The 23,013-nt window shown below is 58.3% G+C and carries 24 protein-coding genes; 20 read left to right on the top strand and 4 right to left on the bottom strand.

All coding sequences use genetic code 11. The annotated features are described in order from the left end of the window. Positions 1 to 20 precede the first annotated feature (20 nt). A complete protein-coding gene (locus tag DSCA_RS31125) occupies positions 21 to 590 on the bottom strand; it encodes an HD domain-containing protein (protein WP_155320123.1) in 570 nt (189 codons plus the stop codon). Positions 591 to 881: 291 nt separating this feature from the next. Here DSCA_RS31125 and tolQ point away from each other — a divergent pair, with 291 nt between their 5' ends. From tolQ to DSCA_RS31185, 12 genes are all read left to right on the top strand, one after another. After that, entirely contained in the window at positions 882 to 1,595 is a 714-nt protein-coding gene (tolQ, locus tag DSCA_RS31130) for a protein TolQ (RefSeq protein WP_155320124.1), read from the top strand. Between the two features lie 12 nt (positions 1,596 to 1,607). Then, entirely contained in the window at positions 1,608 to 2,048 is a 441-nt protein-coding gene (tolR, locus tag DSCA_RS31135) for a protein TolR (protein ID WP_155320125.1), read from the top strand. Continuing rightward, positions 2,045 to 2,953 (top strand): TonB C-terminal domain-containing protein, encoded by a 909-nt coding sequence (locus DSCA_RS31140; protein ID WP_155320126.1) that lies wholly within the window; start codon positions 2,045 to 2,047, stop codon positions 2,951 to 2,953. Before tolR ends, DSCA_RS31140 begins: the two co-directional genes overlap by 4 nt. 71 nt (positions 2,954 to 3,024) lie before the next feature. Further along, positions 3,025 to 4,347, top strand: coding sequence for a Tol-Pal system beta propeller repeat protein TolB (gene tolB, locus DSCA_RS31145; protein WP_155320127.1), 1,323 nt, complete (start codon positions 3,025 to 3,027; stop codon positions 4,345 to 4,347). 30 nt (positions 4,348 to 4,377) lie between these two features. After that, positions 4,378 to 4,977 (top strand): peptidoglycan-associated lipoprotein Pal, encoded by a 600-nt coding sequence (gene pal, locus DSCA_RS31150; protein WP_155320128.1) that lies wholly within the window; start codon positions 4,378 to 4,380, stop codon positions 4,975 to 4,977. A 246-nt stretch (positions 4,978 to 5,223) separates the two neighbouring features. Further along, positions 5,224 to 6,120: a tol-pal system protein YbgF gene (gene ybgF, locus DSCA_RS31155; RefSeq protein ID WP_231716327.1), complete on the top strand. Its 897-nt coding sequence runs from the start codon at positions 5,224 to 5,226 to the stop codon at positions 6,118 to 6,120. A gap of 78 nt (positions 6,121 to 6,198) precedes the next feature. Continuing rightward, a complete protein-coding gene (locus DSCA_RS31160) occupies positions 6,199 to 6,687 on the top strand; it encodes a crossover junction endodeoxyribonuclease RuvC (RefSeq protein WP_155320129.1) in 489 nt (162 codons plus the stop codon). 121 nt (positions 6,688 to 6,808) lie between these two features. After that, complete coding sequence (ruvA, locus tag DSCA_RS31165; protein ID WP_155320130.1) at positions 6,809 to 7,426, top strand: Holliday junction branch migration protein RuvA; 618 nt, start codon at positions 6,809 to 6,811, stop codon at positions 7,424 to 7,426. 60 nt (positions 7,427 to 7,486) lie between these two features. Continuing rightward, positions 7,487 to 8,527 carry a Holliday junction branch migration DNA helicase RuvB gene (gene ruvB, locus DSCA_RS31170; protein WP_155320131.1) on the top strand — a complete coding sequence of 347 codons (1,041 nt, stop codon included), beginning with the start codon at positions 7,487 to 7,489 and terminating at the stop codon, positions 8,525 to 8,527. Positions 8,528 to 8,531: 4 nt separating this feature from the next. Then, positions 8,532 to 9,365 carry an SAM hydrolase/SAM-dependent halogenase family protein gene (locus DSCA_RS31175; RefSeq protein WP_155320132.1) on the top strand — a complete coding sequence of 278 codons (834 nt, stop codon included), beginning with the start codon at positions 8,532 to 8,534 and terminating at the stop codon, positions 9,363 to 9,365. A 28-nt stretch (positions 9,366 to 9,393) separates the two neighbouring features. Then, positions 9,394 to 10,566 (top strand): hypothetical protein, encoded by a 1,173-nt coding sequence (locus DSCA_RS32160; protein WP_174784005.1) that lies wholly within the window; start codon positions 9,394 to 9,396, stop codon positions 10,564 to 10,566. A 68-nt stretch (positions 10,567 to 10,634) separates the two neighbouring features. Further along, positions 10,635 to 10,976, top strand: coding sequence for a bactofilin family protein (locus DSCA_RS31185; RefSeq protein ID WP_155320133.1), 342 nt, complete (start codon positions 10,635 to 10,637; stop codon positions 10,974 to 10,976). Positions 10,977 to 10,987: 11 nt separating this feature from the next. Here the strand turns inward: DSCA_RS31185 and DSCA_RS31190 are convergent, their stop codons facing one another. Further along, on the bottom strand, positions 10,988 to 11,611 hold the full coding sequence (locus tag DSCA_RS31190; protein ID WP_167528038.1) for a class IV adenylate cyclase: 624 nt from the start codon (positions 11,609 to 11,611) through the stop codon (positions 10,988 to 10,990). A gap of 299 nt (positions 11,612 to 11,910) precedes the next feature. Here DSCA_RS31190 and rplM point away from each other — a divergent pair, with 299 nt between their 5' ends. Next, a complete protein-coding gene (gene rplM, locus DSCA_RS31195; protein ID WP_155320135.1) occupies positions 11,911 to 12,345 on the top strand; it encodes a 50S ribosomal protein L13 in 435 nt (144 codons plus the stop codon). Positions 12,346 to 12,391: 46 nt separating this feature from the next. Continuing rightward, positions 12,392 to 12,787, top strand: coding sequence for a 30S ribosomal protein S9 (gene rpsI, locus DSCA_RS31200; RefSeq protein WP_155320136.1), 396 nt, complete (start codon positions 12,392 to 12,394; stop codon positions 12,785 to 12,787). 89 nt (positions 12,788 to 12,876) lie between these two features. On the opposite strand, the gene DSCA_RS31205 is transcribed toward rpsI, so the two are convergent. Then, positions 12,877 to 14,076: a M24 family metallopeptidase gene (locus DSCA_RS31205; RefSeq protein ID WP_155320137.1), complete on the bottom strand. Its 1,200-nt coding sequence runs from the start codon at positions 14,074 to 14,076 to the stop codon at positions 12,877 to 12,879. 331 nt (positions 14,077 to 14,407) lie between these two features. Between DSCA_RS31205 and DSCA_RS31210 the strand changes: the two genes are divergently transcribed. Genes DSCA_RS31210 through DSCA_RS31230 form a run of 5 tightly spaced genes read left to right on the top strand, consistent with a single transcriptional unit; the run spans position 14,408 to position 20,517 of the window. Further along, entirely contained in the window at positions 14,408 to 15,433 is a 1,026-nt protein-coding gene (locus DSCA_RS31210) for an ABC transporter permease subunit (RefSeq protein ID WP_155320138.1), read from the top strand. A 10-nt stretch (positions 15,434 to 15,443) separates the two neighbouring features. Continuing rightward, a complete protein-coding gene (locus DSCA_RS31215) occupies positions 15,444 to 16,487 on the top strand; it encodes an ABC transporter permease (protein WP_155320139.1) in 1,044 nt (347 codons plus the stop codon). Further along, positions 16,487 to 18,436: an extracellular solute-binding protein gene (locus DSCA_RS31220; RefSeq protein ID WP_231716328.1), complete on the top strand. Its 1,950-nt coding sequence runs from the start codon at positions 16,487 to 16,489 to the stop codon at positions 18,434 to 18,436. The genes DSCA_RS31215 and DSCA_RS31220 overlap by 1 nt, the downstream gene beginning before the upstream one ends. Positions 18,437 to 18,451: 15 nt before the next feature. Continuing rightward, entirely contained in the window at positions 18,452 to 19,468 is a 1,017-nt protein-coding gene (locus tag DSCA_RS31225; RefSeq protein WP_155320140.1) for an ABC transporter ATP-binding protein, read from the top strand. A 29-nt stretch (positions 19,469 to 19,497) separates the two neighbouring features. Next, positions 19,498 to 20,517, top strand: coding sequence for an ABC transporter ATP-binding protein (locus DSCA_RS31230; RefSeq protein WP_155320141.1), 1,020 nt, complete (start codon positions 19,498 to 19,500; stop codon positions 20,515 to 20,517). Here DSCA_RS31230 and DSCA_RS31235 read toward each other — a convergent pair. Further along, complete coding sequence (locus tag DSCA_RS31235; protein WP_155320142.1) at positions 20,449 to 22,281, bottom strand: L,D-transpeptidase family protein; 1,833 nt, start codon at positions 22,279 to 22,281, stop codon at positions 20,449 to 20,451. The two genes, DSCA_RS31230 and DSCA_RS31235, sit on opposite strands and share 69 nt — an antisense overlap. A 517-nt stretch (positions 22,282 to 22,798) precedes the next feature. Between DSCA_RS31235 and DSCA_RS31240 the strand changes: the two genes are divergently transcribed. Continuing rightward, a complete protein-coding gene (locus DSCA_RS31240) occupies positions 22,799 to 22,999 on the top strand; it encodes a DUF2080 family transposase-associated protein (protein ID WP_155320143.1) in 201 nt (66 codons plus the stop codon). Positions 23,000 to 23,013: the final 14 nt, after the last annotated feature.

The raw sequence follows: 23,013 nt of genomic DNA on the forward strand, positions 1-23,013 counted from the left end.
TTTAGATTAAGGGATTCAAACTATTGTAGGCCTCCACTGCTGTCAATAAATATTTTCAACCACCATGAATCCCATTCAGTCTCTTCTATGCTTTGCGCAAGTGAAATGCCGGCGTCGGTTTTAAGGCGGGCCTTGACATGTCCGGCCCATTTTTCGGGGGCGGCATAGCCCATGTCCGAGAGGGATTTGAGATCCAGCAGAAAGGCCAGTTGATCGGCATCGTTGGCCAGTCGTGCTTCGAGGGTTTCACGGGCATTGAACTCGTCGATCAGTTCCTGAATGTCCGATCCAAATGGCAGCCCGCGGGCCATGTGTTCCACCGCCAATTTTTCATTGGCCGCGACATATTGTTTCTGGACCGCGTTCAGGTCGCCCATTCGTGCTTCAGGCAGGTCGTGGAAGAGGCACATGGCCAGCAGTCGGCCTTTCTTGGCGTGCGGAGACAGTTCCGCCAGGGTCCAGGCGATGCACAAGACGCCAAAAGTGTGTTCGGCGACGGACTCTTTTCCCGGCCCGAGAAACTGATACCCGGTGCGGTGGATCCGCTTTAACAGCATGGCTTCAAATAAGAATTCGGCGATTCGATCCATCTTCTCTCCCCTGTGTCGGTTAAACCTGTTTTTCAGGCGAATGCCCGTTCAATCACGTGGGCCCACTGGCACCGCACCGCCGGAAACGGTCGGGCCATTTGCGCGCAAAGCCTTGAACCGCGGACCTTCAAACGTCAAACTGCTTGACACCATCAGGTGGCTTGTATAGGTATACAAAACCTTTTTCAAGGGGTTGCGGCCCGCTGGTCATCTTGAACCGCTTTGGCGTTGATGGACCGGCAGCGCAAAACCGACGACACGGTTCAATCCTTATTATATGGAGAGACGGACATGGTGCCTACCGAAATGGATTATATCAACATTATCAGCAACGCCAGCATGATGGTGAAATTCGTCCTGCTCCTGCTGTTGTTTTTTTCAGTGATGTCCTGGGCGATCATCATCATCAAGATCCGTTATATCCGCAAGGCGTTCAGGGAGTCGGATATCTTTATCGACTATTTCTGGAAAAGCCGGGACCTTGCGGGAGCCTTCACCAAGGCCAAACAGTTGGGCGGCAGTCCGGTCGCCCGCATCTTCAGGATCGGATACGCAGAACTGCGCAAACTCAACCCCAGCGGCAAACCGGGTGAAGAACCGGCTGCCGAAAAGGGCGCCCCGTCCCTGCGGCAGGGGTTTTCGGGCAGCGACAATGTGAAACGCGCCCTTCGTCGCGCCATCAATACGGAAATGACCCGTATTACGCAGATGGTCCCCTTTCTGGCCACCACCGGCAACACCACGCCGTTTATCGGTCTGTTCGGCACGGTTTGGGGCATCATGAACTCTTTTCATGGCATCGGACAGCGGGGGTCTGCCAGTCTTGCCGTGGTGGCGCCGGGCATCTCGGAAGCCCTGGTGGCCACTGCTGCCGGCCTGGCCGTGGCCATTCCCGCCGTGATCGCATTTAACCATTTCATGCAGAAGATTCGTGTCATCGAGACGGAATTGCATAGTTTTTCGGCCGATTTTCTCAATATCCTCGATCGGGATATTCTGCGATAAAAAGGAGGCGTCATGGCAATCGGCGGCGGTAGTGACCGGCTCATGTCGGACATCAATGTGACCCCCTTTGTGGACGTCATGCTGGTACTGCTTATTATATTCATGGTAACGGCACCCATGATGGTACAGGGTGTCGATGTGGCCCTGCCCGAGGTGACGGCCAAACCCATGGTGACTGAAAAGGAAAACCTCACCGTGACCATTGATCGGGAGGCTAACGTATATATCAACGATTTCCAGGTGCGGATGGATTTTCTCAAAGAGAAACTGGAGAAAATCCTTGCGGGGAAAACGGACCGGGAGGTTTTTTTTCGGGCGGATAAGGACGTGGCATACGGCGTTGTCGTCAGCGTAATGGCGGAAATCAAGGCCGCCGGTGTCGACCGGCTGGGCATGGTGACCGACCCCTTCGACGACCCCACATCCGGAAAACGCTCCGGAAAAAAAGGATGATGAAAAAGAATATCCGCGTTCCGGTGTCTTTCAGCCAGGACCAGCGGGGCAATGGGCAGCCGTCGCTGTATTTTGCGATGGGTATCTCCCTTTTGTGCCACATGGCCTTTCTGGTGATCTTTGTGGTTACGCCCGGCCTGCATCTGGAAAAACCCCCGGCGCGTTCGGTGATCAATGTCAGTATGGTCTCATTGAAGAACCCCGCCGCGCGGGATACCAAATCGCCTGCCGTGGGAAACAGGCCCTCCCCGGACAAAAAGACCGAGGTGGTGAAACAGCCGAAACCGGCGACGCCTGTCAAGAAAACGGCTGCGGTTGTGCCCAAGTCTCTGCCGAAACGCAAAACCTCATTGAAAAAGAAGACCTTTAAATCCACGCAGGTGGTCAAACAAGCCATCCAGCAACTGGAGGAGAAGGTAGCGGTCAAAGCGGACCAGCAAGAAACGGCGGATCAGCCGGAACCGCTGAAATCCGCATTGGACCGATTGAAGCAAGAGGTGAGCAAAGCGGAGGCCAGCCGGTCGACGGCAGCCGGAAAAAGCACCGGCCCTTCAGCCGGAAAGCCGGGCGGAAAGCCCGGAACCTTCAATGAGGACGGGAAGAAGACCGCCGACCTCATCGATCTGTACCGCCTTGAGATTGCCTTCCAGGTCCAGAAAAACTGGGCGTTCAACGAGCAGCTGGCCGGCGGCGATCATTCGCTGATGGCCGCCATCGTGTTCAAGGTGATGCCCGACGGCGAGATCCGGGATATTTTCTTTACGGATCGGTCTGGCAATACCTATCTTGACGATTCCGGGTATAAGGCCATCGTGAAATCCAATCCGGTGGATCCGCACCCAAAAGGGGTGGTGCGGCCCTACGTCGACATGGGTATCCGTTTTACGCCCCAGGGACTCCGATAACCGCTGCCGGACGGCCCGCCTTTTCCTGGCGGGGAAAAAAAGACCTTAACCCAAAAGGACACCTTTATCGCATGATTCGACGCCCCCTGACCCTTGTCTTGCCCATGCTGATCGCCATGCTTTTACCATGGCCGACCTTTGCGGCGCAGTATAATTATATCGATATATCCAATCCTTTTCTCAGGAAAACCCCCATTGCCGTGCCGACGTTTAAAGCCGCCGCCCAGGACCCGGCGGCCATGTCCGTGGCCAGGGCCACATCGGAGCGTCTGGCCTATTATCTCACCTTTACCGGTTATTTTACCATCAGCGACCCGGACGCCTTCCTTGAAGACCCGCAGACGATGAACATCACCGGGTCCGGCATCCGTTTCCGGAACTGGACGGCCATTGGTGCCGAACTGCTGGTCACCGGCGGCGTGGTGGCTCGTGACGGGGGGGTTGAATTCGAACTTCGCCTGTTCGACACGGTCAAGCAGAAGATGGTGGTGGGAAAACGGTATCGGGGAAGCGCCGATGATCATCGCCAGGTTGCCCGGCGGTTTGGCAGCGAGGTGGTGTTCGCCATCACCGGCAGCCGAGGTTTCTTCGACTCGAAGATTGCCTTTGTCTCAAACGGTTCCGGACACAAGGAGATATACCAGTGCGCGTTTGACGGCAGCGATGTCCGACGGTTTACCCGCCACAACAGCATCTCGCTGTTTCCGGACTGGTCGTCGGACGGCCGCTGGATCGCCTACACGACCTATGCGGGCAAGGGGCCTGAGATCCGCATTCAACATGTGACGGAAAAACGAACGGCAAGAATCAACAAACCGGGGCTCCAGGCGGTACCGGCATGGGTTCCCGGCAAGTTTGAACTGGCGGCGAGCCTCTCCTTTTCAGGTGACCAGGAAATTTATCTGTTGACCGGAAATGGGAAAGTGATTAAAAGATTGACAAGTAGCGTGGGGATCGACGTTGAACCGACGTGGTCTCCGGATGGCAAACGTATGGCATTTGTGTCCAAACGATCAGGTAATCCCCAGATTTATATTTTCGATACCGTTTCTGGCAGGGCTCAGCGGCTGACTTTTGAAGGGCGCTACAACACTCAGCCCAGCTGGTCCCCCAAAGGTGACCGAATCGCTTACTCCGCCATGCACAATGGCGTCATCGATATCTTTACCATCAACCCCGAAGGCGGCGAGCCGACTCAGCTCACGGAAAACCAGGGAAATAACGAGGCACCGTCATGGGCTCCCGACGGCAGCCTTATTGCGTTCAGTTCGACGAGGGAGGGAAAAAGCAGGATTTATGCGATGACCGCTTACGGAACCGACCAGAGGCGCCTGCTCACTTTGCCCGGTGAGCAAAGCAACCCCAAGTGGTCCCCGAATATCTTAAACCCATGATTTTATCTGGACACGAAAAAGGAGGAGAAGATGATGAAAAGAAAGTGGATCATTCTGGCCATGCTGTTTGTTATTCCAGCCATGTTGTTTAGTGTTTCCTGTGCCAAGAAAACCGTTGTCGCAGAGCCGTCAACGACGGATACGTCGGCTGCCGACGAGGCCGCCCGTCAGGCAGAGCTGGAAAAACAGAAAGAATTGGAACGCCAGAAGCAGCTGGAAGAGGAACGGCTGGCCGCCGAACGTGCCGAACAGCTCAAGGCAGATGCAATGGCACGGGATATGATGATGGCCAAGAACCGTTTCCTCAACGAAAATGTCTATTTTGACTTTGACAACGCCAGTCTGGATTATCAGGCTCAGGAACTGCTGAAACAAAAAGCCATGTGGCTGCGGGATAACCCCGATGCCAACGTCGTCATCGAAGGGCATTGCGATGAGCGGGGCACCAACGCCTACAACCTGGCCCTGGGCGAACGCCGTGCAGAAAGTGCGAAAACATTTCTCGTTAACCTGGGAATCTCCGGTACGCGCCTGACCACCATCAGTTATGGTGAGGAAAAGCCTGTTGATATGGGCCAGAACGAAGAGGCGTGGGCCAAAAACCGCCGCGCCAGTTTCGTTCTGGAGTAGCTTTTTCATCGTTTTTTTTGTTGACCCGCGGTGTCCGGCTGATCCGTTCGTCGTAAGGGTCAGCCGGTGCAACGCCGTCCCGAGGATGGTTTCCGGGGCGGTGCAGCGCAGCCGTTCTTGTTTGACACCCACCGAATATGCAGCAACCGGCCTGACCCTGAGCCGTTGCTGCATATTCTATTGGGGCGGTGCCGTGCGGATCCCCTGCGGACCGTTCAGGCCCGACAGCTTGACGGGAAGGTGATCATGCCAGACAAAACGTTATGGATAGGTTTCGTGGCGGCCGTTTTGCTTTGCGGTTGTGCGCTTCAGGATGATGTTTATACACTTGACCACCGCCTTTCCACTCTGGAGCGGAGAAATATGGAGTTGGAAAAGCAGAATCGCGAACTGCTGAAAGTCAATCAGGATATGCTCCGTGCCAAAGAGAACATCTCCAGCCGGGTCGATGGGCTGGATCAGACCCGCCGGGACGACGAGCTTGCATTGAGAGGACAATATGCCGGGCTGGCTGCCCAGATGCAGCGCCAGCAGGAAGCCTCCCAGATGCTTTCCGGCCGCCTCGAAGAGGTGGAATACCTGCTCAAACAAAAGCTTGGACGCTTTGAAGAAAACCAGGTCAAGAACCGCCAGCGGATGGACCGGATGGCCACGGATACGGCGGCCGTTCAAAAACGCCTGGATTCGATCGATCAGTACCTCAACCTGGAAGGCGCCAAGGCTCAGAAGCCCAAAACGCCGGTTTCTTCCTCCGCGGCTGCCCCCAGACCGGCATCGGACCAGGCCCTTTACCTGGAGGCAAAAAAATCATTTGACGCCGGAAACCTCGAGGCCGCCAGGAACGGTTTTGAAAAACTGATCACCGGTTATCCAACGTCGCCGCAGGCGGACAACGCCCAGTTCTGGATCGGAGAAACCTATTATCGGGAAAAATGGTATGAAAAAGCCATTCTTGAATACCAGAAAGTGATCGAGAAATATCCTTACGGCAACAAGATCCCCGCCGCGCTGCTCAAACAGGGGCTCGCTTTCCTGAATATCGGAGAAACCAACAATGCCCGCCTGGTGCTCAAAGAACTGGTTGCCAAACACCCCAGTACCAATGAATCCAAAATCGCCAAGCAAAAGCTGGAATCCCTGTAACCCTTGCGATGCCCGAACCCGGGCACCCCTCCCTCGACCGTGCAGGCCGAACGGTGTTGCAGGATGCGATAACCGGCGATGATCAAGGTGATCGGCATTGATCCCGGCCTGGCGGACACCGGCATCGGGATCGTCCGCGGCAGCGGGCTGAAGGTTCACGGTTATGCCTACGGCAACATTTCAACGTCGAAAGTGGACCCTGTCGCCTGCCGGCTGGAGCAGATCTATACGAAGATCTCCCGTGTTCTGGCCGACGAGAAGCCCGATCTCATGGTTCTCGAGGATGTCTTTTCCCTTGAAAAATATCCCAAGTCAGGTATCGTTTTAGGCAAGGTGTGCGGGGTACTGCTGCTGGCGGGTACCCAGTCGGGCGTCTCCTTGACGGAAGTCCCGGTGCGTCAGGCCAAGCAGATTCTTACCGGGAATGGCAACGCCACCAAAGAGCAGCTGGAACGGGCCGTGCGGAGCACCCTGTGCGCCCCGACACCCATCCGGCCCTTCCATGCATCGGATGCATTGGGATTGGCCCTGATCGGTCTGTTCCGGCATAACCCCAGGATGCCATGAACGCATTCTGATGCAGGACTTCATCCTCATCCCGGCGGCATACCGTGCCGGGGGCGTTGACGAAAAATAAAAATCTCCGTCGCCTTCGGCGGGGATATATTATCGGGCAGGCTGAAAAAAGATGATCGGATACCTTGAGGGGCGATTGATGAAAAAGGAGCAGGACCGGATTCTGCTCCTGGTCAATCAGGTGGGATATGAAGTCCTTGTCCCGGTGGTGGTCATGGAGACCCTTGCGCCGAAAGCCATCGGCGATGAGGTGTCCCTGTACATCTATTACTATCAGACGGAGCGGCAGCCCAAACCGGTGCTGATCGGTTTCAACCTGGAGGCCGAAAAGGAATTTTTCCAGTATTTCATCTCCGTGGAGGCCATCGGGCCGATAAAGGCTGTAAAGGCATTGAATATTTCGGTGGGAGATATTGCCCATGCCATCGAGAGCGGTGACGTCAAGACCTTAAAGCAATTGAGCGGCATCGGTGCTCGTACGGCCCATAAAATTGTGGCCTCGCTGCAGGGTAAAATGAACCGGTTCGCCCTCATCAGGCATGAGACAGACGGTCGTCCCGCCCCGGTTGATGAGGATTTTGTACAGATGGTAATGGATGTTCTGGTGTCACAGCTGGGATACAAAACCACCGACGCCCGGCAGATGATCGCTGACGCCGTGAAACGTGACAGCGCCATTTCGACGGCTGAACAATTGTTCGATGAAATATACCGGGGGCAGCGGCAGTAAGATCTTCATTGCCTGAACTGACGGTGCAGAGACGGTTGACCTCAACTTGTGGACCCACAGATGCCTGATCGAATTCTCACTCACAGCTCGGATGACATGACCATCGTCGACGGTGCCCTGCAGTCCGACGACCGGGACCCGGATATCCTGTCCCTGCGTCCCGAACGGCTGGATGACTACGTGGGGCAGGCCGAGGTGGTGGAAACCCTGAAAATAGCCATCGAAGCCGCCAAGTTGAGAGGCGAACCCCTGGAGCACGTCCTTTTTCATGGCCCGCCGGGATTGGGGAAAACCACCCTGGCCCACATCATTGCCAATGAGATGGGCGGGACGCTGACCGTGACATCGGGGCCGGCACTGGAAAAAGGCGGGGACCTGATCGGGATACTCACGCACCTGAGTGAAGGGGACGTCCTCTTCGTGGATGAAATCCACCGGACACCCAAAACGGTGGAGGAATTTCTCTACCCGGCCATGGAAGATTTTGCCGTGGATTTTGTTTTCGACAAGGGGATCCATGCCCGCAGCCATCGCTACCGGCTGAAGTGCTTTACCCTGGTCGGGGCCACCACGCGGGTCGGGTTGCTCTCCGCACCGCTGCGGGACCGGTTCGGCATTTTTCGAAGTCTCGATTTTTACGGCCTCGATGACCTGGTCCACATCACCACCCGGTCATCCGCCCTGCTGGATGTGGCCATCGACCCGCCCGGTGCCCTGGAACTGGCCAAACGCTCCCGGGGGACGCCCCGGATCGTCAACCGGCTCTTGAAGCGGGTCCGGGATTTTGCCCAGGTGCGCGGCGACGGTACCATTTCGAAGTCGACCGTAGAGGCTGCCCTGGCGCTGGAGGGGGTGGACCACCAGGGCCTGACCCGGCTGGATCACCGCTACCTGAAAACCATCATCGACTATTACGGCGGCGGGCCGGTGGGCATTGAGGCCATCTCCGCCACCCTCCAGGAGGAGACCGACACCCTGGTGGATGTGGTGGAGCCTTACCTGCTCAAGATCGGCATGGTGATCCGCACCTCATCGGGGCGACGGACGTCTGAGGCGGCCTATCGCCATTTGGGTGTGCCCATGCAGCAGAAGCTCTTTTAGTGCGATGCGCCTGATTACCCTGCTCACCGACTTCGGCGTCCAGGACGAGTACGCAGGCGTCATGAAGGGCGTGATTGCCGGCATCAATCCGGATGTCCGGATCGTGGATATCAGTCATCATATCGACCCCCAGGATGTGGTCCACGGGGCGTTTGTCCTGGCTGCCGCAGCCCCCTATTTCCCTGACGGAACCGTTCACGTGGCGGTGGTGGACCCGGGTGTGGGCGGCAGCCGCCGTATCCTGGCTGTGGAATGCGGCGGGCATCTTTTTGTGGTGCCGGACAATGGCCTGTTAGAGCGCGTAATGGCCCTTCAACCGGTCGGCAGGGTTGTCCGGGTGGCTGATCCGCGCTACTGTCTGGACGCGGTGAGCCATACGTTTCATGGCCGGGATATTTTCGCCCCCGTGGCCGCCCATCTGACCGCCGGATTGCCGTTGAACGAACTGGGGCCGATCGTTGACCGGCCAAGCATGGTTTCCGGAGTGGTTCCCCGGTGTCGTTTCGCTTCGGCGGATACTGTCGTCGGCGCGGTGGTGGCATCGGATCGATTCGGCAATTTGATGACCACCATCGATGCCGCCGCCATCGACCGGTTGCATCGGCAGGCGGGTGGCAAACCGATCGTGGTGGAACTGGCCGGCAAACCGATAGGCGGCCTTGTGGCGTTTTATGACCAGGCGGCCGAGGGGGCACCGCTGGCCCTGGTCGGCAGTCGGGGGCTGTTGGAAATTTCGGTGCGCTGCGGCAACGCACGGCAGGTACTGAACGCTCAGAAAAATGATGTGGTGCGGGTTGGCCCGGCCTCAACCGGTCACCCGCCGGGGGGACAAGGATGACCGACGGATACCTGAGGAAAGCCTGATCATGGCAAAACCCGAAAAGCGGTGGCAGCTTTTGCTGGTGGCGGACGACGGACGAATCATCCCCTTCAAGCGCGTCAAAGGGATGCTGCTGGCGCTGTTGATTCTGCTGATTGTCCTGGCACTGTTCTGTGCCGGTCTGGCGTGGCAGCTGACTGCCGAAAAAGTCCGGCATCACCGGACCTCGCTGCAACTGGCCGATGCCAGCCGCCAGATGGTCGACTACAAAAGCAAGCATGAATTGATCGCTGCTGAACTGGTTCTGGCCGAAGCCCGAATGGAAAAAGCGGGATTGCCGGTCCCCCGGCGAACGGCGCGTATCCCCCGGCAGGCCCCCGGGAAAACTGCCGATGGCACCAACGGGGACGGTGGGAAAAAGCCCGCCTCTGAAATCGCTGCCGGCCCGATGGTCACTGATTCGGCTGTCGAGAAAGCTGCCGCGACAACCGTCCCCGATCCCGTTCAAGCGATCGCGCCGGAGAAAAAAAAGGCTCCGGCGCCGCCCGAACCGGAGAAGCCGGCCGTGGAAATCGGTGATCTTGAGGTGACCCACGACGCCGCAAAGAAGATCCTGCTGGCGCGATTCCGGGTAAAGAACACCGGCCCCCGGTCGTCGCCGGTCGCCGGCCGGTGTGTGGTGGTGCTGAAAAATGACCTTGCCGATGCCGCCACCTGGCTGGGCATGCCAGGTGTCACTCTGGTGGACGGCAAGCCCGACGGAAAACGGGGGCAGGCATTCAAGATCTCCAGATTCAGAGACATGGAGATCAAGGCTGCCGGGCAGGCGGACCCCTCCGCCTTCAAACATGCGGCCGTTTATGTGTTCGATACTTCCGGCAGGTTGATTTCAACCAAAGATTTTACGATCAATCTTCCTGCACCGAAGCCGGAGCCCGAACCTGCACCCGAGCCGGAGCCTAAACCGGCGGCCGAACCGGCGCCGCCGGCATCACCGCCTGAAGCCGTTCAGCCGCCGGCACCCCCTGAGCCCGCTGCGTCCCCGGCACCCGGCGGGGACTCGGGACCGGCACCGGGTAAAGGGCCGGCCGCCGCCATCCCGGATGCCGCTGCCGGCGCTGCATTGCCGTCGGGTCCGGCGGCCGTGCCGGTCGATGACCCATCGCTGACCGACCCGGTTGAACCGGTAAAAGAAGAAGACACCCGGTCCCGATTCTAACCCTGCGGGGGAAAATCATCCGGCCGGATTGAACCCCAGTATGGGACACCGTTATCAGGAGAGCGGATGTGAAGGACAAGGGCAATACATTTTCCATCATCGACAAGGGGATGACCGTCGACGGGTCCCTGGAGGGCAAGGGCAACCTGGTGGTCAAGGGCATGGTCAAAGGCACCCTTGTGGGCGAAAGCGTGGTTATCAGTGAAGAGGGACAAGTCGCGGCAGACACCAGAGTCGAAACCATGACGGTGGGCGGCAGCTTTGACGGCCGGGTGGAAACCTCGGGGCAACTGGTGATTCTTGCCACGGGAAGATGCACCGGCGAAATTTTATGCGGGGACCTGGTCGTTGAGGCCGGAGGCCGCCTGGATGCCCGGGTGACCTGCACCCGTCCGGCCAACCCCAAATAGCGCGGCCAATTTCACCGGCCGTCCGTGCCGCCCGTTTCGAACCGGTGGCAGTGACGTTCGAAGGGGATGCTGACGGCCTTAAAATTGTCGAAGGTCACGTCACGGAACGGGAGCTCTTCCTTTTCGCGCAGGACTTCGAATATTCCCAGGTAGCTGTAAAGGATCCGACGATCCCATTGCAGTCCCAGGTCGCGGACCATCAGCATGATGGCATCCGGTTCGCCTTCGATCTCAAGAAACCGGCCAAAGGGCATGGTGTCCAGGCACAAGGTGACGCCCTCCGCCTGCCAGGTTTCGCGCCATTTCTCGTAGGTCTGGCGGCGGCGATAACCCAGGGCATTCAAGATGGCCTCCATGGTGTCGAAATCGCTGACGCCGACTTCCAGTTCCCGGAAACGTTTGAAACGGGTGCCGGCTGTCGGTGGCGGGGACTTGAAGGTGAGGGTCGCACCCACGTCTTTTCTTAATCGCAGCAGACAGTGGCGCTCCAGCAGTCGGTTGTCCCCGGTGTCGTAGCGTGCATTGATCTCGAGGGTTTGCCGGCGGATGCACAGGGCGCCGAGATCCAGGAAACGACCCCGCAGGTCGTCAAAATCGGAGATGTGGAATTTCAGCTCGATTTCAATGTGATCCATTGTTTCGGATTCATTGCAGAATTGATCGCCGATGTCAAACCCGGAAGGTCCCGGACAACAAGGCGGCCATTTTCCAATTGATGGCAGATGGGCGCAAGGTCCCCGGGGTGGAAGAAATGAGGTCGTTTTCTGGTGATGACAACGACAACAACATGGATAAGGGGTCGGCATGCAATCCGCCATTTGAAAGCACTGCCTGACAGCACGGGACCCCCCGCTGGCCCAACTTTTTTCCTTGACACCCATGGGAATATCTATTAATAGTCCCTGATTCTAAGAAACGAACAGGAGCTGAAACGGTGAAAAAATATACTTACAGCGCAAAAAATTCTGACAATCTGGACAAATGGTGGGTCGTCGACGCCGAAGGTGCCATTCTTGGCCGGCTGGCCTCCCAGGTCGCCGCCACACTGCGTGGCAAGCATAACCCGCTTTATACACCCCATGCAGATCTGGGGGATTCGGTGGTCGTGATCAATGCCGAGAAAATCGTACTGACCGGCAGAAAAATGGAGCAGAAAAATTACTACCGTCACAGCGGCTACATTGGCGGATTGAAAACCATTACCGCCAAAAAGCTGATCGAAAAACGTCCTGAGGATGTGATCCGTTTCGCCGTGAAGGGAATGCTTCCCAAAAACAGCCTGGGACGCAAGCTGTTCAAAAAGCTTAAGGTCTATGCCGGGGATCAGCATCCTCATGAGGCCCAGCAACCGGAAACGATGAGCATCTGATCAGTTTAGGGCAACCATAGAATAACGTTGATTACTGGGGAATTTCATGGCAACAGAAAAATTAAATTACGCTACCGGAAAACGAAAGAGTGCCATCGCAAGAACGTGGATCAAACCCGGCACGGGCGTCATCACTGTTAACGGTCAACCTGCGGATGAGTACTTTACCGTGAGCACGGCGAGGACCATCCTGCGTCAACCGCTGGCCCTGACCAATAATCTGGACGCCTTTGATATCAAGGTCAAAGTTCACGGCGGCGGTATTTCCGGCCAGGCCGGCGCCGTTCGTCATGGCATCACCAAGGCATTGATCCTGTTTGACCCGGACTTGAGGCCTTCCTTGAAACGGGCCGGTTTCGTAAAGCGCGACCCGAGAGAAAAAGAGAGAAAGAAATACGGACAGAAGGGCGCCCGGGCCCGCTTCCAATTCTCCAAGCGTTAATATTCTCCATCCGTTCGTTTACAAAGGGAGCAGATCGGTTCTGCTCCCTTTTTGTGTTTGATGAAACCCGCCGGCGCCGAATCCCGATCCTACACCGATACAATGCCCTGCTCGGCATGGGTCAACTGATCGAGACCGTCCTTCGAGACCACGTGGGTGTTCTCGATTCCGACAACCCCTTTTCCGGGAAAGATCAGCTTCGGTTCGAGTGCGACCACCATTCCTTCCTCCAATCGGGTTTCCTGTCCCCTGGCAATAAATGGGAATTCATCCAGTTCCAGCCCCACGCCGTGGCCGATGAATTGTATCCGGTCTGAACCGGCACCCATGAAATGCTCACTCAGGCCTTTTTCGGCGGCGATTTCCATCGCCGCCGAATAGAGCCGGCCGGCCGAGGTGCCCGGCGTCGCCATGGCTTTGATTCGCTCCTGGAGGTCCAGCATATGATGATGGGCCGCCACCAGCTTCTGCGGGGGGCGGCCGACCGTGTATATTCGCGTGTGGTCGCTGATGTACCCCTTCCAGGCAAACACATAGTCCAGTAAAATGGGTTCGTTGCGACGAATTTTTCTGAAACTCGGCCCCTGTGCCACGGCGGCGTTGACCGCTGCACCACCTGTTGGAGACGCCAGGTAACTGGGAACCGCGGCGGCGGGACCGGCCATGAGATGACCATAAAACATCTCGGCGCCCCACAGCCGCATGCGAACGATGCCCTGGTGGCCCAGCCGGCGGGCCTGCGCTTCAACCAAACCGGCCAGTTCGATTTCCGTCATGCCCGCCTTCAAAAGGGTGGGCATCGCTTCGGCCACCTGGTCGGAGAAAGCGGCCGCTTCCCGTATCAGGGCTAATTCATAATCGGATTTGACGGCCCGGACCATGCGGATGGGAAGGGATACATCCCGGACGTCCAGGTCGGGAAACAGCTTCCGGTAATAAAAATAATTGTTGGCCGGCAGGACATCCAGTTCCATGCCCATTACCGCCGGTGGCTTCAGGCCGCTGTCCTGTATCAGCGTCATCAGGGCTTTGGGGCTGTTCAGCGGGACGATCCGTGACAGAGGGGATTCCGACCGGGCGCGTGCCAGGCTTTTGCGGACCATGAGCAGCGGCTTGCCCTGCGCCGGTATGTAAAGGTGCGACTGTTGGATGGTTCCCGAGAAATAAAAAAGATCCGTGTTCTGCAGGATCAGGGCGCCGTCAATCTCTGCCGCCATCAGCCGCCGCTGGAGTTTTTTAATGCGTTCGTCGATTTCCGCCTTCGGTGTGGAATGGTCTTGCTCGATCATTGGGTGAGGTCCTTTTTTGAGTTTTACGGGCCGTTTAGGAAAACACAGGTGCAGTGGTACCGTTTAAATAGGACGCAAGACCGCCCCAAGTCAAGTGCCGGCGATTGGCGTCGTGCCCTTAATCCAGGGGACCTTGCGTTGACGCCGGTTCTCCTGCCGGCGCACGACATTGTCGATGAGCCTCAAAAAAAAACGCATTGCCGGCGGTTTCTTGAAAAGGAAGAGTCATTGATGTATGATCGTTTATCAATAAAAAAAGATTTTCGTCCTCATTTATCGGGTACACCCAATGGGGAACGGTTGCCTGCCGCCATAACGAAACCATATTGCCATGACCGCTTATTTTATCCGTCGATTTTTGCTGATCGTGCCCACATTTCTCGGTATCACCATACTGATTTTTGTGATTACCCGGTTCGTTCCCGGCGGGCCCATCGAACGGATCATCGCACAGGCCCAGCAGCAGGCACTGGAAGGGGGCGGCGCGGCCGTTTCCGAAACGGTTCAGCGCCAGCCGCTGTCCGACGATCAGATCGACCTGCTGAAAAAGTACTACGGGTTCGATAAACCGGTGTTCGTCAGCTACCTCTCCTGGCTGGGAAAACTGGTGCGTGGCGATCTGGGCATTTCCACCCGCTATTACGACCCGGTATGGGAGATGATCCGCGAACGGATTCCCATTTCCCTTTATTTTGGCCTCTTGACCCTGATTGCCACCTACGGGGTCTGTATCCCGTTGGGCATCGCCAAGGCCATCCGCCACAAAAGCGCCTTTGACGACGCATCTTCGGTTCTCGTTTTCGTGGGCTATGCCATCCCCGGGTGGGTGGCGGGGATCCTGATGATCCTGGTGTTTGCCTCCCATTGGGAGATCTTTCCGCTGGGAGAACTGGTCAGTGAGAACTTTGACACCATGTCTTTTTGGGAAAAAACCATCGACCTGGCATGGCACTCGCTGCTGCCGCTGACCGCCTACCTGATCGGCGCCTTCAGTTTCATGACATTTCTGATGAAAAACACCCTCATGGACAACCTGGCGGCAGATTATGTGAGAACGGCCATGGCCAAGGGGCTCACTTTCCGGCGGGCCGTCTTCGGCCATGCCCTGAGAAACAGCCTGATACCCGTTGCCACCACCTTCGGCAACAATATCAGCGTCATCCTGTCCGGATCCTTTCTGGTGGAAAAGGTGTTCAACATCGACGGCATGGGCCTGCTGGGCTACGAATCGGTGGTCGAGCGCGACTACCCCGTTGTCATGGGGGTGCTGGCCATCTCCAGCGTGTTGTTCCTTGTGGGAAACATTCTGTCCGACATGTGCGTGGCAGCCGTGGATCCGCGGGTAAAATTCGAATAGCGAAACGACGATGTCCATCAGCCCCCTGACAAAAAGAAAGCTCAAGCGGTTTGTCGCCATCAAGCGCGGCTATTATGCCTTTATCCTGCTCGTGACCATGATTCTGGCCTCATTGGGGGCTGAACTGCTGGTCAGCAACCGGGCCCTGATTGTGTGCTATCAGGACAATTGGTATTTCCCCACATACGGGGACATCATTCCGGGAAAGGCCTTCGGGCTGGATTACGACTACGAGACCGACTACCGGGACCTGGCCGACCGATTCCGGTCGCAGTCGACCGGAAACTGGGTGCTGCTTCCGCCGGTCCCCTACAGCCCCTTTGAAAACGACCTGCGCCCCGACATCCTGCCGCCTGAGCCGCCGTCGATCCAGCGCCGCCATTACCTGGGCACTGACACGTCCGGCCGGGATGTGCTGGCCCGCCTGGTTTACGGCTTCCGTATCGCCATCCTTTTTGCACTGGTCCTGCTGGTGTCGACCTATGTGGTGGGGATCAGTATCGGTTGCGCCATGGGCTATTTCGGCGGCTGGTTTGATATTCTCCTGCAGCGCATTATCGAGATCTGGTCGACGGTTCCGTTTCTATACGTGGTGATCATTATTTCGTCCATCGTGGTCCCCAACTTCTGGTGGCTGATCGCCATCATGGTCATTTTCGGGTGGATGGGCATGACCTGGACCATTCGAACGGTGACCTACAAGGAGAAGGCCCGTGATTATGTGCTGGCCGCCAGGGCACTGGGTGCATCGGACCTGCGGATCATCTTCCGTCACATCCTGCCCAATACCGTGTCGATTATCGTCACCTATATTCCGTTTTCCATTTCCGGCGGTATCGTCGCCCTGACGTCCCTGGATTATCTGGGGTTCGGGCTGCCGCCCCCCACGCCCAGCTGGGGGGAACTGCTCCAGCAGGCCTGGGCCAACTTCAGTGCCTGGTGGCTTGGCTTCTCGGTGATTTCAGCTATGGTGGTGACCCTGGTCGCGGTGACGTTTGTGGGGGAAGCGGTCCGGGAGGCCTTTGACCCGAAAATGCACACGGTTTACGAGTGATGACGAAGACCCTTACCCGGCTGCCAGAGGTGGCCCGTTGCTGCCCCCGTTCCGGCGCCGTTGCCGCCGACCGTCGCTGGCGTGCGGTTTCCCGGCTTTGCCTGATGGTGCTGCTTCTTATCCTGATTCCCGGTTGTTCCCCGGAAACGACATCGACGGGAGGGGAGAGGGGGGCGGATACGGAAAACGGAACGCCGCCCAAACCGGCACCCGCGGCACCGCGTGAGCCCCTGCCGGAGGGCATCGAATGGCTCACCAACGACAGCGCCCCGGTGTTTGCCGATCCGGGAGCGCAGCGGGGCGGCACCCTGCACCAGGCCCTGGCATCGTTCCCGCTGACCTTTCGGGTGGTGGGGCCCGATTCCAACACCAGTTTTCGGAGCGCCATCCTGGGCAACCAGCTGAGCCTGACCGGCATCCACCCCAACACGCTGAACATCATTCCGGAACTGGCCACCCACTGGGCTTTCGGGCACGACAAGAAGACCATGTATTTCAAGATCAACCCCAAGGCCCGATGGTCGGACGGGGTGCCGGTCACGGCCGATGATTTTGCCTACACCCTGGATTTCATGCGTTCACCTTATATCGTGGCGCCCTGGTACAACGACTACTACGCCAGCGAGATCGACCGCGTCGTGGTTTTTGACGACCACACCCTGGCGGTGGTGGGTGCCAAGGCCCAGCCGGATCTGCACCTGAAAATCAGCATCAGCCCCACACCCCGGCATTTTTTCGATCCCCTGGGAGAAGATTTCATCCGTCGAACCAACTGGGCCGTGGTGCCGAACACCGGACCCTACCAGATCGACCGCTTCAAGAAAGGGCGGTATGTTCGTTTTGCCCGCAAGGAAGGCTGGTGGGGGGATGGCCTGCGCTACTTCAAGCACCGGTTCAACGTGGAGACGGTGCTGTTCAAGGTGATCCGAGACCCCAACCTTCAGTGGGAGTATTTTAAAAAGGGCAAGCTGGATGTCTACCCGGCGACGATTCCGCAGTACTGGCACATCAAGACCCGCACCCCGGTGGTGGAAAAGGGGTACGTGCATAAAATGTGGTTTTTCAACGACACCCCCCAATCGGCCATGGGGCTGTGGATGAACATGGACCGGGATATTTTCAAGGACGTCAACCTGCGCTATGCCTTTGCCCACGCCATGAACGTGGAGAAGGTGATCACCCAGGTCCTGCGCAACGATTACTTCCGTCTGGAGAGTGCTTACGTGGGGTACGGCCCCTACACCAATTCGGCCGTCAGGGCCCGGCGCTACGATATCGGCAAGGTGGCGGCCTACATGACCCGGTCCGGGTGGGCGCGCGGCCCCGACGGTATCTGGGAAAAAAACGGGCGGCGGTTCAGTGTGGAGGTGGTCTATTACCGCGACGACCACACCGGACGGTTGGTGGTGCTCAAGGAAGAGGCCAAAAAAGCGGGCATCGAGCTGCAGTTGCTTAAACTGGATCCCTCGACGGCGTTCAAAAAGATCCTGGAAAAGCGACATGACGTGGCCTGGCTGGGGTGGAGCACGGGGCTCAGGCCTCATTTCTGGGAGTTCTGGCACTCGGCCAATGCCCACAAGGGCCAGACCAATAACGTTACCAATACCGACGACCCGGAAATGGATGGCCTGATCGATGCCTACCGCAACTCGCTGGACGAGACCGAACGCATCGACCTGGCCCATCGGATTCAGGTCCGGGTCCACGAGATCGGGGCTTACGTGCCCACCTTCATGGTTCCCTATTTCAGGGAGGTCTACTGGCGGTGGTGGCGCCTGCCCGACCCACCGGCCACCCGCACCTCAGGCAGCCTGTTCGACCCGTTCGGCAGCGGGAGCGGCGGCCTGTTCTGGTTCGACCCGTCGCGTTACGAACAGACCCGGCGGGCCATGGCCGACAAAATTGCCTTTGACCCGGTCACCGCGGTGGACCGGACCTATAAACCCTGATCGGATCGGTGGATCATGACCAAGACCCCTTCAGACCCCCTGCTGACCGTTGACCGACTGGTGGCCGCATTTGATACCGAGGCCGGACGGGTGCGGGCGGTCGATCAGGTCAGCTTCTCGCTGGACGCCGGAACCATTTTGGGATTGGTGGGTGAATCCGGCTGCGGAAAAAGCGTAACCGCCCTGTCCATCATGCGGCTTTTGCCCCGGCCGGCCGGCGTGATCGAAAGCGGCGCCATCCGACTGGACGGCACGGATCTGGTGACACTGGCTCCCGATGCGATGCAACGCGTCCGGGGACGGCGCATCGGGATGATCTTCCAGGAACCCATGACCGCATTGAACCCGGTCCACCGAATCGGACGGCAACTGCTGGAGGTGTTCGCCCTGCACCGCCAGGACATAGACGCCGCCGGGCGGGTCGAAGCGGCCGTGGCCCTGCTGTCGCGGGTGGGCATCCCCGAGGCCCGGGTCCGCATGGATGATTATCCCCATCAGATATCCGGCGGCATGCGTCAGCGGGTGATGATCGCCATGGCCCTGGCCGGGAAACCGGATATGCTCATCGCCGACGAACCGACCACGGCGCTGGATGTGACCATCCAGGCCCAGATTCTTGAGCTGATTGCCGACCTGCAGGCCGAAACCGGCATGGCCGTGCTTTTCATCACCCACGCACTGGGGGTTATCGCTCAGATCTGCGAATACGTGGCCGTCATGTATGCCGGGCAGATTGTGGAACATGCTCCGGTGGGCGCGCTGTTCAAGCGCCCGCGGCATCCCTATACCCAGGGGCTGCTGGCTTCAATGCCCAGGCTGTCATCGGAAAACAAAAGTGTGCTGCCGGTGATCCGGGGAACCGTGCCCAGCCTGGCGCAACTGCCCGCCGGGTGCCGGTTCCAGAACCGATGCCCCCATGTGATGGACCGCTGTAAAAAAGAGGCGCCCGGGCCGGTGGTCCTGGACGGGGACCACTGGGCACGATGCTTTTTGCTCGAAAGGCAGGAGCCCATTTCAAAAGGCTCATCCTAACGATATCAGGCCTGTATTGAGAGGTTATCTTGACCGTAGACGATGGTGAAGCGCTGCTGCGCGTGCAAAACCTGAAGATGCACTTTCCCATCCGCGGCGGCGTGCTGCGGAAACGGGTGGGGCAGGTGCATGCCGTGGACGGCGTTTCATTGACGGTGAAACGTGGCGAAACCATGGGGCTGGTCGGTGAATCCGGCTGCGGCAAGACCACCGTGGGCCGTTGTATTCTCAGGCTCTACCAACCCACCCGGGGGCGGGTGATCTTTGAGGGGCAGGATCTGCTGAAGGTGGGTTCGCCCTCACTGCGTGCGGCCCGCCGCCAGCTGCAGATGATCTTTCAGGACCCTTTCGAATCCCTCAATTCCCGACACACGGTGGGGGATATTCTCGCCGAACCGTTTATCATTCACCGCATCGGAACGCCTGCCCAACGATCCCGCTCGGTCGCCGGCCTGCTCGAACGGGTCGGCCTGGCCCCCGATGCGGCCAGCCGTTTTCCCCACGAATTTTCCGGCGGACAGCGACAGCGCATCGGCATCGCCCGCGCTATCGCCCTCAATCCCAAGCTGGTGGTCTGCGACGAGCCGGTATCGGCCCTGGATGTTTCCATCCAGTCCCAGATCCTCAACCTGCTGCTGGCGCTTCAAAAAGAGCTGGGCCTCAGCTACCTGTTCATTGCCCATGACCTGGCCGTGGTCAAACATGTATCGGACGCAATTGCGGTCATGTACCTGGGCCGCATCGTCGAACGGGCAGCGGCGGGGGTGCTTTATGAATCGCCCCTTCACCCCTACACCCAGGCGCTGATTGCGGCCATTCCCGATCCGGATCCATTGAAGAAAAACGTGTCGCCGCCGATGCTTTCCGGTGACGTCCCGTCCCCCATCAACCCGCCGCCGGGGTGCCATTTCCATCCGCGGTGCCCCTATGCCAGGGGGCGCTGCCGAACTGAAACGCCGGCCCTGGAAGCATTCGGCCGGTCAGATACCGGTCATTGGGTGGCCTGCCACTTCGCCGGCCGGCTTGGTAGAGAGGGCGGCGCCTCCTGATGCATCAGCCGGTGTGCCGGGGCCCGTTTTCAACGGGCGGCATACCGCCGACAGCAGGCTTTGTGCCCGGTGGCCGCTGCACACCACCAGACGGGAACCCTCCGGTTCGATGGCCTGTAACAGTTTCCGGTCCCGCCCATAGATGTCTTTCCTGAAATGGGCCCTTCCATCCGCATCGGCCCAGGCCGTAAAATAAACCAGATGTACCGGAATCGGCCGCTCGAGCAGCACGGTTTTCCGTTGCCCCATCTCGGTGGCGGCTTCCAGACGGTCCCGATCCCATCCCTGGTCGCTCAGCAGATGGTGTGCCAGCACCATGGGCCTTTCCACCCGCACGCATCCGGATGAGAAACTGCGGCCCTGGCGGTTAAAAAGGGCTTTGCCGGGTGTGTCGTGGATGTAGATGCTGTGACGGTTGGGGAACATGAATTTGACCCGTCCCAGCGCATTCATGCCGGAGGGGTCCTGCCGGAGGCGGTAGGGAAAATAGCGGGCTGACAGGTGTTCCCATTGAATGCCCGACGGGTCCAGCTCGCGTGCCTGGCGATCCCAGCTGTCAAATACCCGGATGCCCTGCCGGATCAGATACGCCGGATCGGCGATCACCCTGGGCAGAATATCCCTGCGGGCGATTTTTTGGGGGATGTTCCAATAGGGATTGAATTCCAGGTAGGCGATCCGGCCGGACATGACGGGTGTCTGTCGTTTTTTTCGACCCACAATGGCACGCAGGCGTTTGACGGTCGTATCGGCTTCCACCACCCTCAGTTCGAAAGCGGGGATGTTCACCAACAGATGGCGGTCGCCAAGATCGTCCGGGAACCACCGCCAGCGCTCCATGTTGAGTTTGATCCGGGTGATGCGTTCTCCCACGGGAACGTTGAGCGCCGCCCGGGTGCGTTCGCCCACCAGGCCGTCGATACGCAGACCGTGGCGTCGCTGGAAGGATTTTACGGCGGCTTCCACGGTACCGTCATACCCGGCAGGCACCATGAGCATATCACCGGGACCGTCTCCCGTTTTGCATAGCCTGCGCTTCAGCGCCTCGACACGCGGCCCCTTGTCCCCCATGCGAAGTGCGGGGCCCGGCGGGACGGTTGGCCATCCCCCTTCCGCCCGGATCCGTTCATACCCTGCCAGCGCCTTTCTGAGACCCTGATATGCCGGGTTGACGGGGTGAAGAGACCCGACATAGGCCGCCAGCCGATCTTCGGCCAATGCCCGTGCCAGTTCGACGGGTATATCTCTGGTCTGCGGCCGCCGCCAGGCGAGCCATTGACTTGAGACGGTTTCAGGCATGACCCGGCCCCGGTTCAGGTCCTGCGCATAGCGAAGCAGCCCGGCCGAGAGCATCACATCGAATTGGATATGAGGCGCCAGCCGGGGGAGGGGGGACGCATCGGCGAATGAAATTTCCTGGGTGGGCATGCGGTTCAGGGGGACCGGTGGCGCGTCATCAATAAAGAGACCGTTTCTGGCGGCAAGGGCCATCAGATGCAGCAGGATTTCACCTTGCGGCAGCAGACCGGCGGGGCCGTTCCACACCGGTTGAAAGCCGACCTGGCGGTAGAATCGCGCCAACGGGTGCAACGGGTTACGTCCCATCCCGGCCAGCCTGTTTTCCTCCATCTGTGCGATCGGTGCCAGCCAGGCATGCAATTCGTGGTCAACGGTCGGAATCCGTTCGCGCAGCGCAGCCGCCGGGCAGGGCTGGAAAAGCGTGATCAGCACCACAAGGATCGTTATGATGGTCGAATTCGTCATCGGCCCTTTGGGGGGTGACGGGTTGACCGGCCAGTGTCGGGCCCTTCGCCCTGCAGGCCGAATGCTGCGGCCAGGGAAAAGCCGTGGCTTGCCGCAGAGGTGGCCGCTGGAGCCGGCAATCTGACACCCTATCTATCAAGAAACGGACCAATCTGATGGTATTGTTCCAAATAGAGAAAATCATGCAATTTCAATTAGATAAAAAATGGTGCCGGATGGTGGGCCGTTGATACCGGGCAAATTAAGAAAAAAAATTCATAATTTTTAAGAAATAAAAATCATCAGTGGGCGGCCGCCTGGCCAGGGTTTGGTAACTTTTTTTCTTGACAATTTTCGGGCAACTTCATAACTACTTTATAGCTACTATGTGATTAAGTTATAGCCTTTATGCAGAACCGGCTCCCGGATCAGAGCGGGTCGTCGGCAGAATCAGAAAGAACGTGGACTGGTATTCATCTGAGCCGCCGGTAGATATGGATCTGAAAAAAACAACAGGTTCCCCCGAATGGGAAGGGTTATGGCCCCCCGGAAAAAAAAATTGGATCCCGCCGCGACCGTCAATGCGCAGGAACCGCCCGGCACGCGTCCCAGGGCCGAGTTCAGGGTTTACGGGGAAGAGATGATTGAAAAGGAGGTCAGGCCGAGTGGAAAAACCGGTCGTATCTATCTGCCCCCCGACTGGGTGGGCAAGCATGTCAAAATCATTCGAATCGATTGATCGCGGCGGAAAAA

Origin of the sequence: Desulfosarcina alkanivorans, assembly GCF_009688945.1 — a bacterium.
Taxonomy (GTDB): domain Bacteria; phylum Desulfobacterota; class Desulfobacteria; order Desulfobacterales; family Desulfosarcinaceae; genus Desulfosarcina; species Desulfosarcina alkanivorans.

Excerpts from the sequence above, each read along its gene's own strand:
- DSCA_RS31125 (WP_155320123.1), bottom strand. The coding sequence starts at position 590 with ATGGATCGAATCGCCGAATTCTTATTTGAAGCCATGCTGTTAAAGCGG.
- tolQ (WP_155320124.1), top strand. The coding sequence starts at position 882 with ATGGTGCCTACCGAAATGGATTATATCAACATTATCAGCAACGCCAGC.
- tolR (WP_155320125.1), top strand. The coding sequence starts at position 1,608 with ATGGCAATCGGCGGCGGTAGTGACCGGCTCATGTCGGACATCAATGTG.
- DSCA_RS31140 (WP_155320126.1), top strand. The coding sequence starts at position 2,045 with ATGATGAAAAAGAATATCCGCGTTCCGGTGTCTTTCAGCCAGGACCAG.
- tolB (WP_155320127.1), top strand. The coding sequence starts at position 3,025 with ATGATTCGACGCCCCCTGACCCTTGTCTTGCCCATGCTGATCGCCATG.
- pal (WP_155320128.1), top strand. The coding sequence starts at position 4,378 with ATGATGAAAAGAAAGTGGATCATTCTGGCCATGCTGTTTGTTATTCCA.
- ybgF (WP_231716327.1), top strand. The coding sequence starts at position 5,224 with ATGCCAGACAAAACGTTATGGATAGGTTTCGTGGCGGCCGTTTTGCTT.
- DSCA_RS31160 (WP_155320129.1), top strand. The coding sequence starts at position 6,199 with ATGATCAAGGTGATCGGCATTGATCCCGGCCTGGCGGACACCGGCATC.
- ruvA (WP_155320130.1), top strand. The coding sequence starts at position 6,809 with ATGATCGGATACCTTGAGGGGCGATTGATGAAAAAGGAGCAGGACCGG.
- ruvB (WP_155320131.1), top strand. The coding sequence starts at position 7,487 with ATGCCTGATCGAATTCTCACTCACAGCTCGGATGACATGACCATCGTC.
- DSCA_RS31175 (WP_155320132.1), top strand. The coding sequence starts at position 8,532 with ATGCGCCTGATTACCCTGCTCACCGACTTCGGCGTCCAGGACGAGTAC.
- DSCA_RS32160 (WP_174784005.1), top strand. The coding sequence starts at position 9,394 with ATGGCAAAACCCGAAAAGCGGTGGCAGCTTTTGCTGGTGGCGGACGAC.
- DSCA_RS31190 (WP_167528038.1), bottom strand. The coding sequence starts at position 11,611 with ATGGATCACATTGAAATCGAGCTGAAATTCCACATCTCCGATTTTGAC.
- rpsI (WP_155320136.1), top strand. The coding sequence starts at position 12,392 with ATGGCAACAGAAAAATTAAATTACGCTACCGGAAAACGAAAGAGTGCC.
- DSCA_RS31205 (WP_155320137.1), bottom strand. The coding sequence starts at position 14,076 with ATGATCGAGCAAGACCATTCCACACCGAAGGCGGAAATCGACGAACGC.
- DSCA_RS31210 (WP_155320138.1), top strand. The coding sequence starts at position 14,408 with ATGACCGCTTATTTTATCCGTCGATTTTTGCTGATCGTGCCCACATTT.
- DSCA_RS31215 (WP_155320139.1), top strand. The coding sequence starts at position 15,444 with ATGTCCATCAGCCCCCTGACAAAAAGAAAGCTCAAGCGGTTTGTCGCC.
- DSCA_RS31220 (WP_231716328.1), top strand. The coding sequence starts at position 16,487 with ATGACGAAGACCCTTACCCGGCTGCCAGAGGTGGCCCGTTGCTGCCCC.
- DSCA_RS31225 (WP_155320140.1), top strand. The coding sequence starts at position 18,452 with ATGACCAAGACCCCTTCAGACCCCCTGCTGACCGTTGACCGACTGGTG.
- DSCA_RS31235 (WP_155320142.1), bottom strand. The coding sequence starts at position 22,281 with ATGACGAATTCGACCATCATAACGATCCTTGTGGTGCTGATCACGCTT.
- DSCA_RS31240 (WP_155320143.1), top strand. The coding sequence starts at position 22,799 with ATGGCCCCCCGGAAAAAAAAATTGGATCCCGCCGCGACCGTCAATGCG.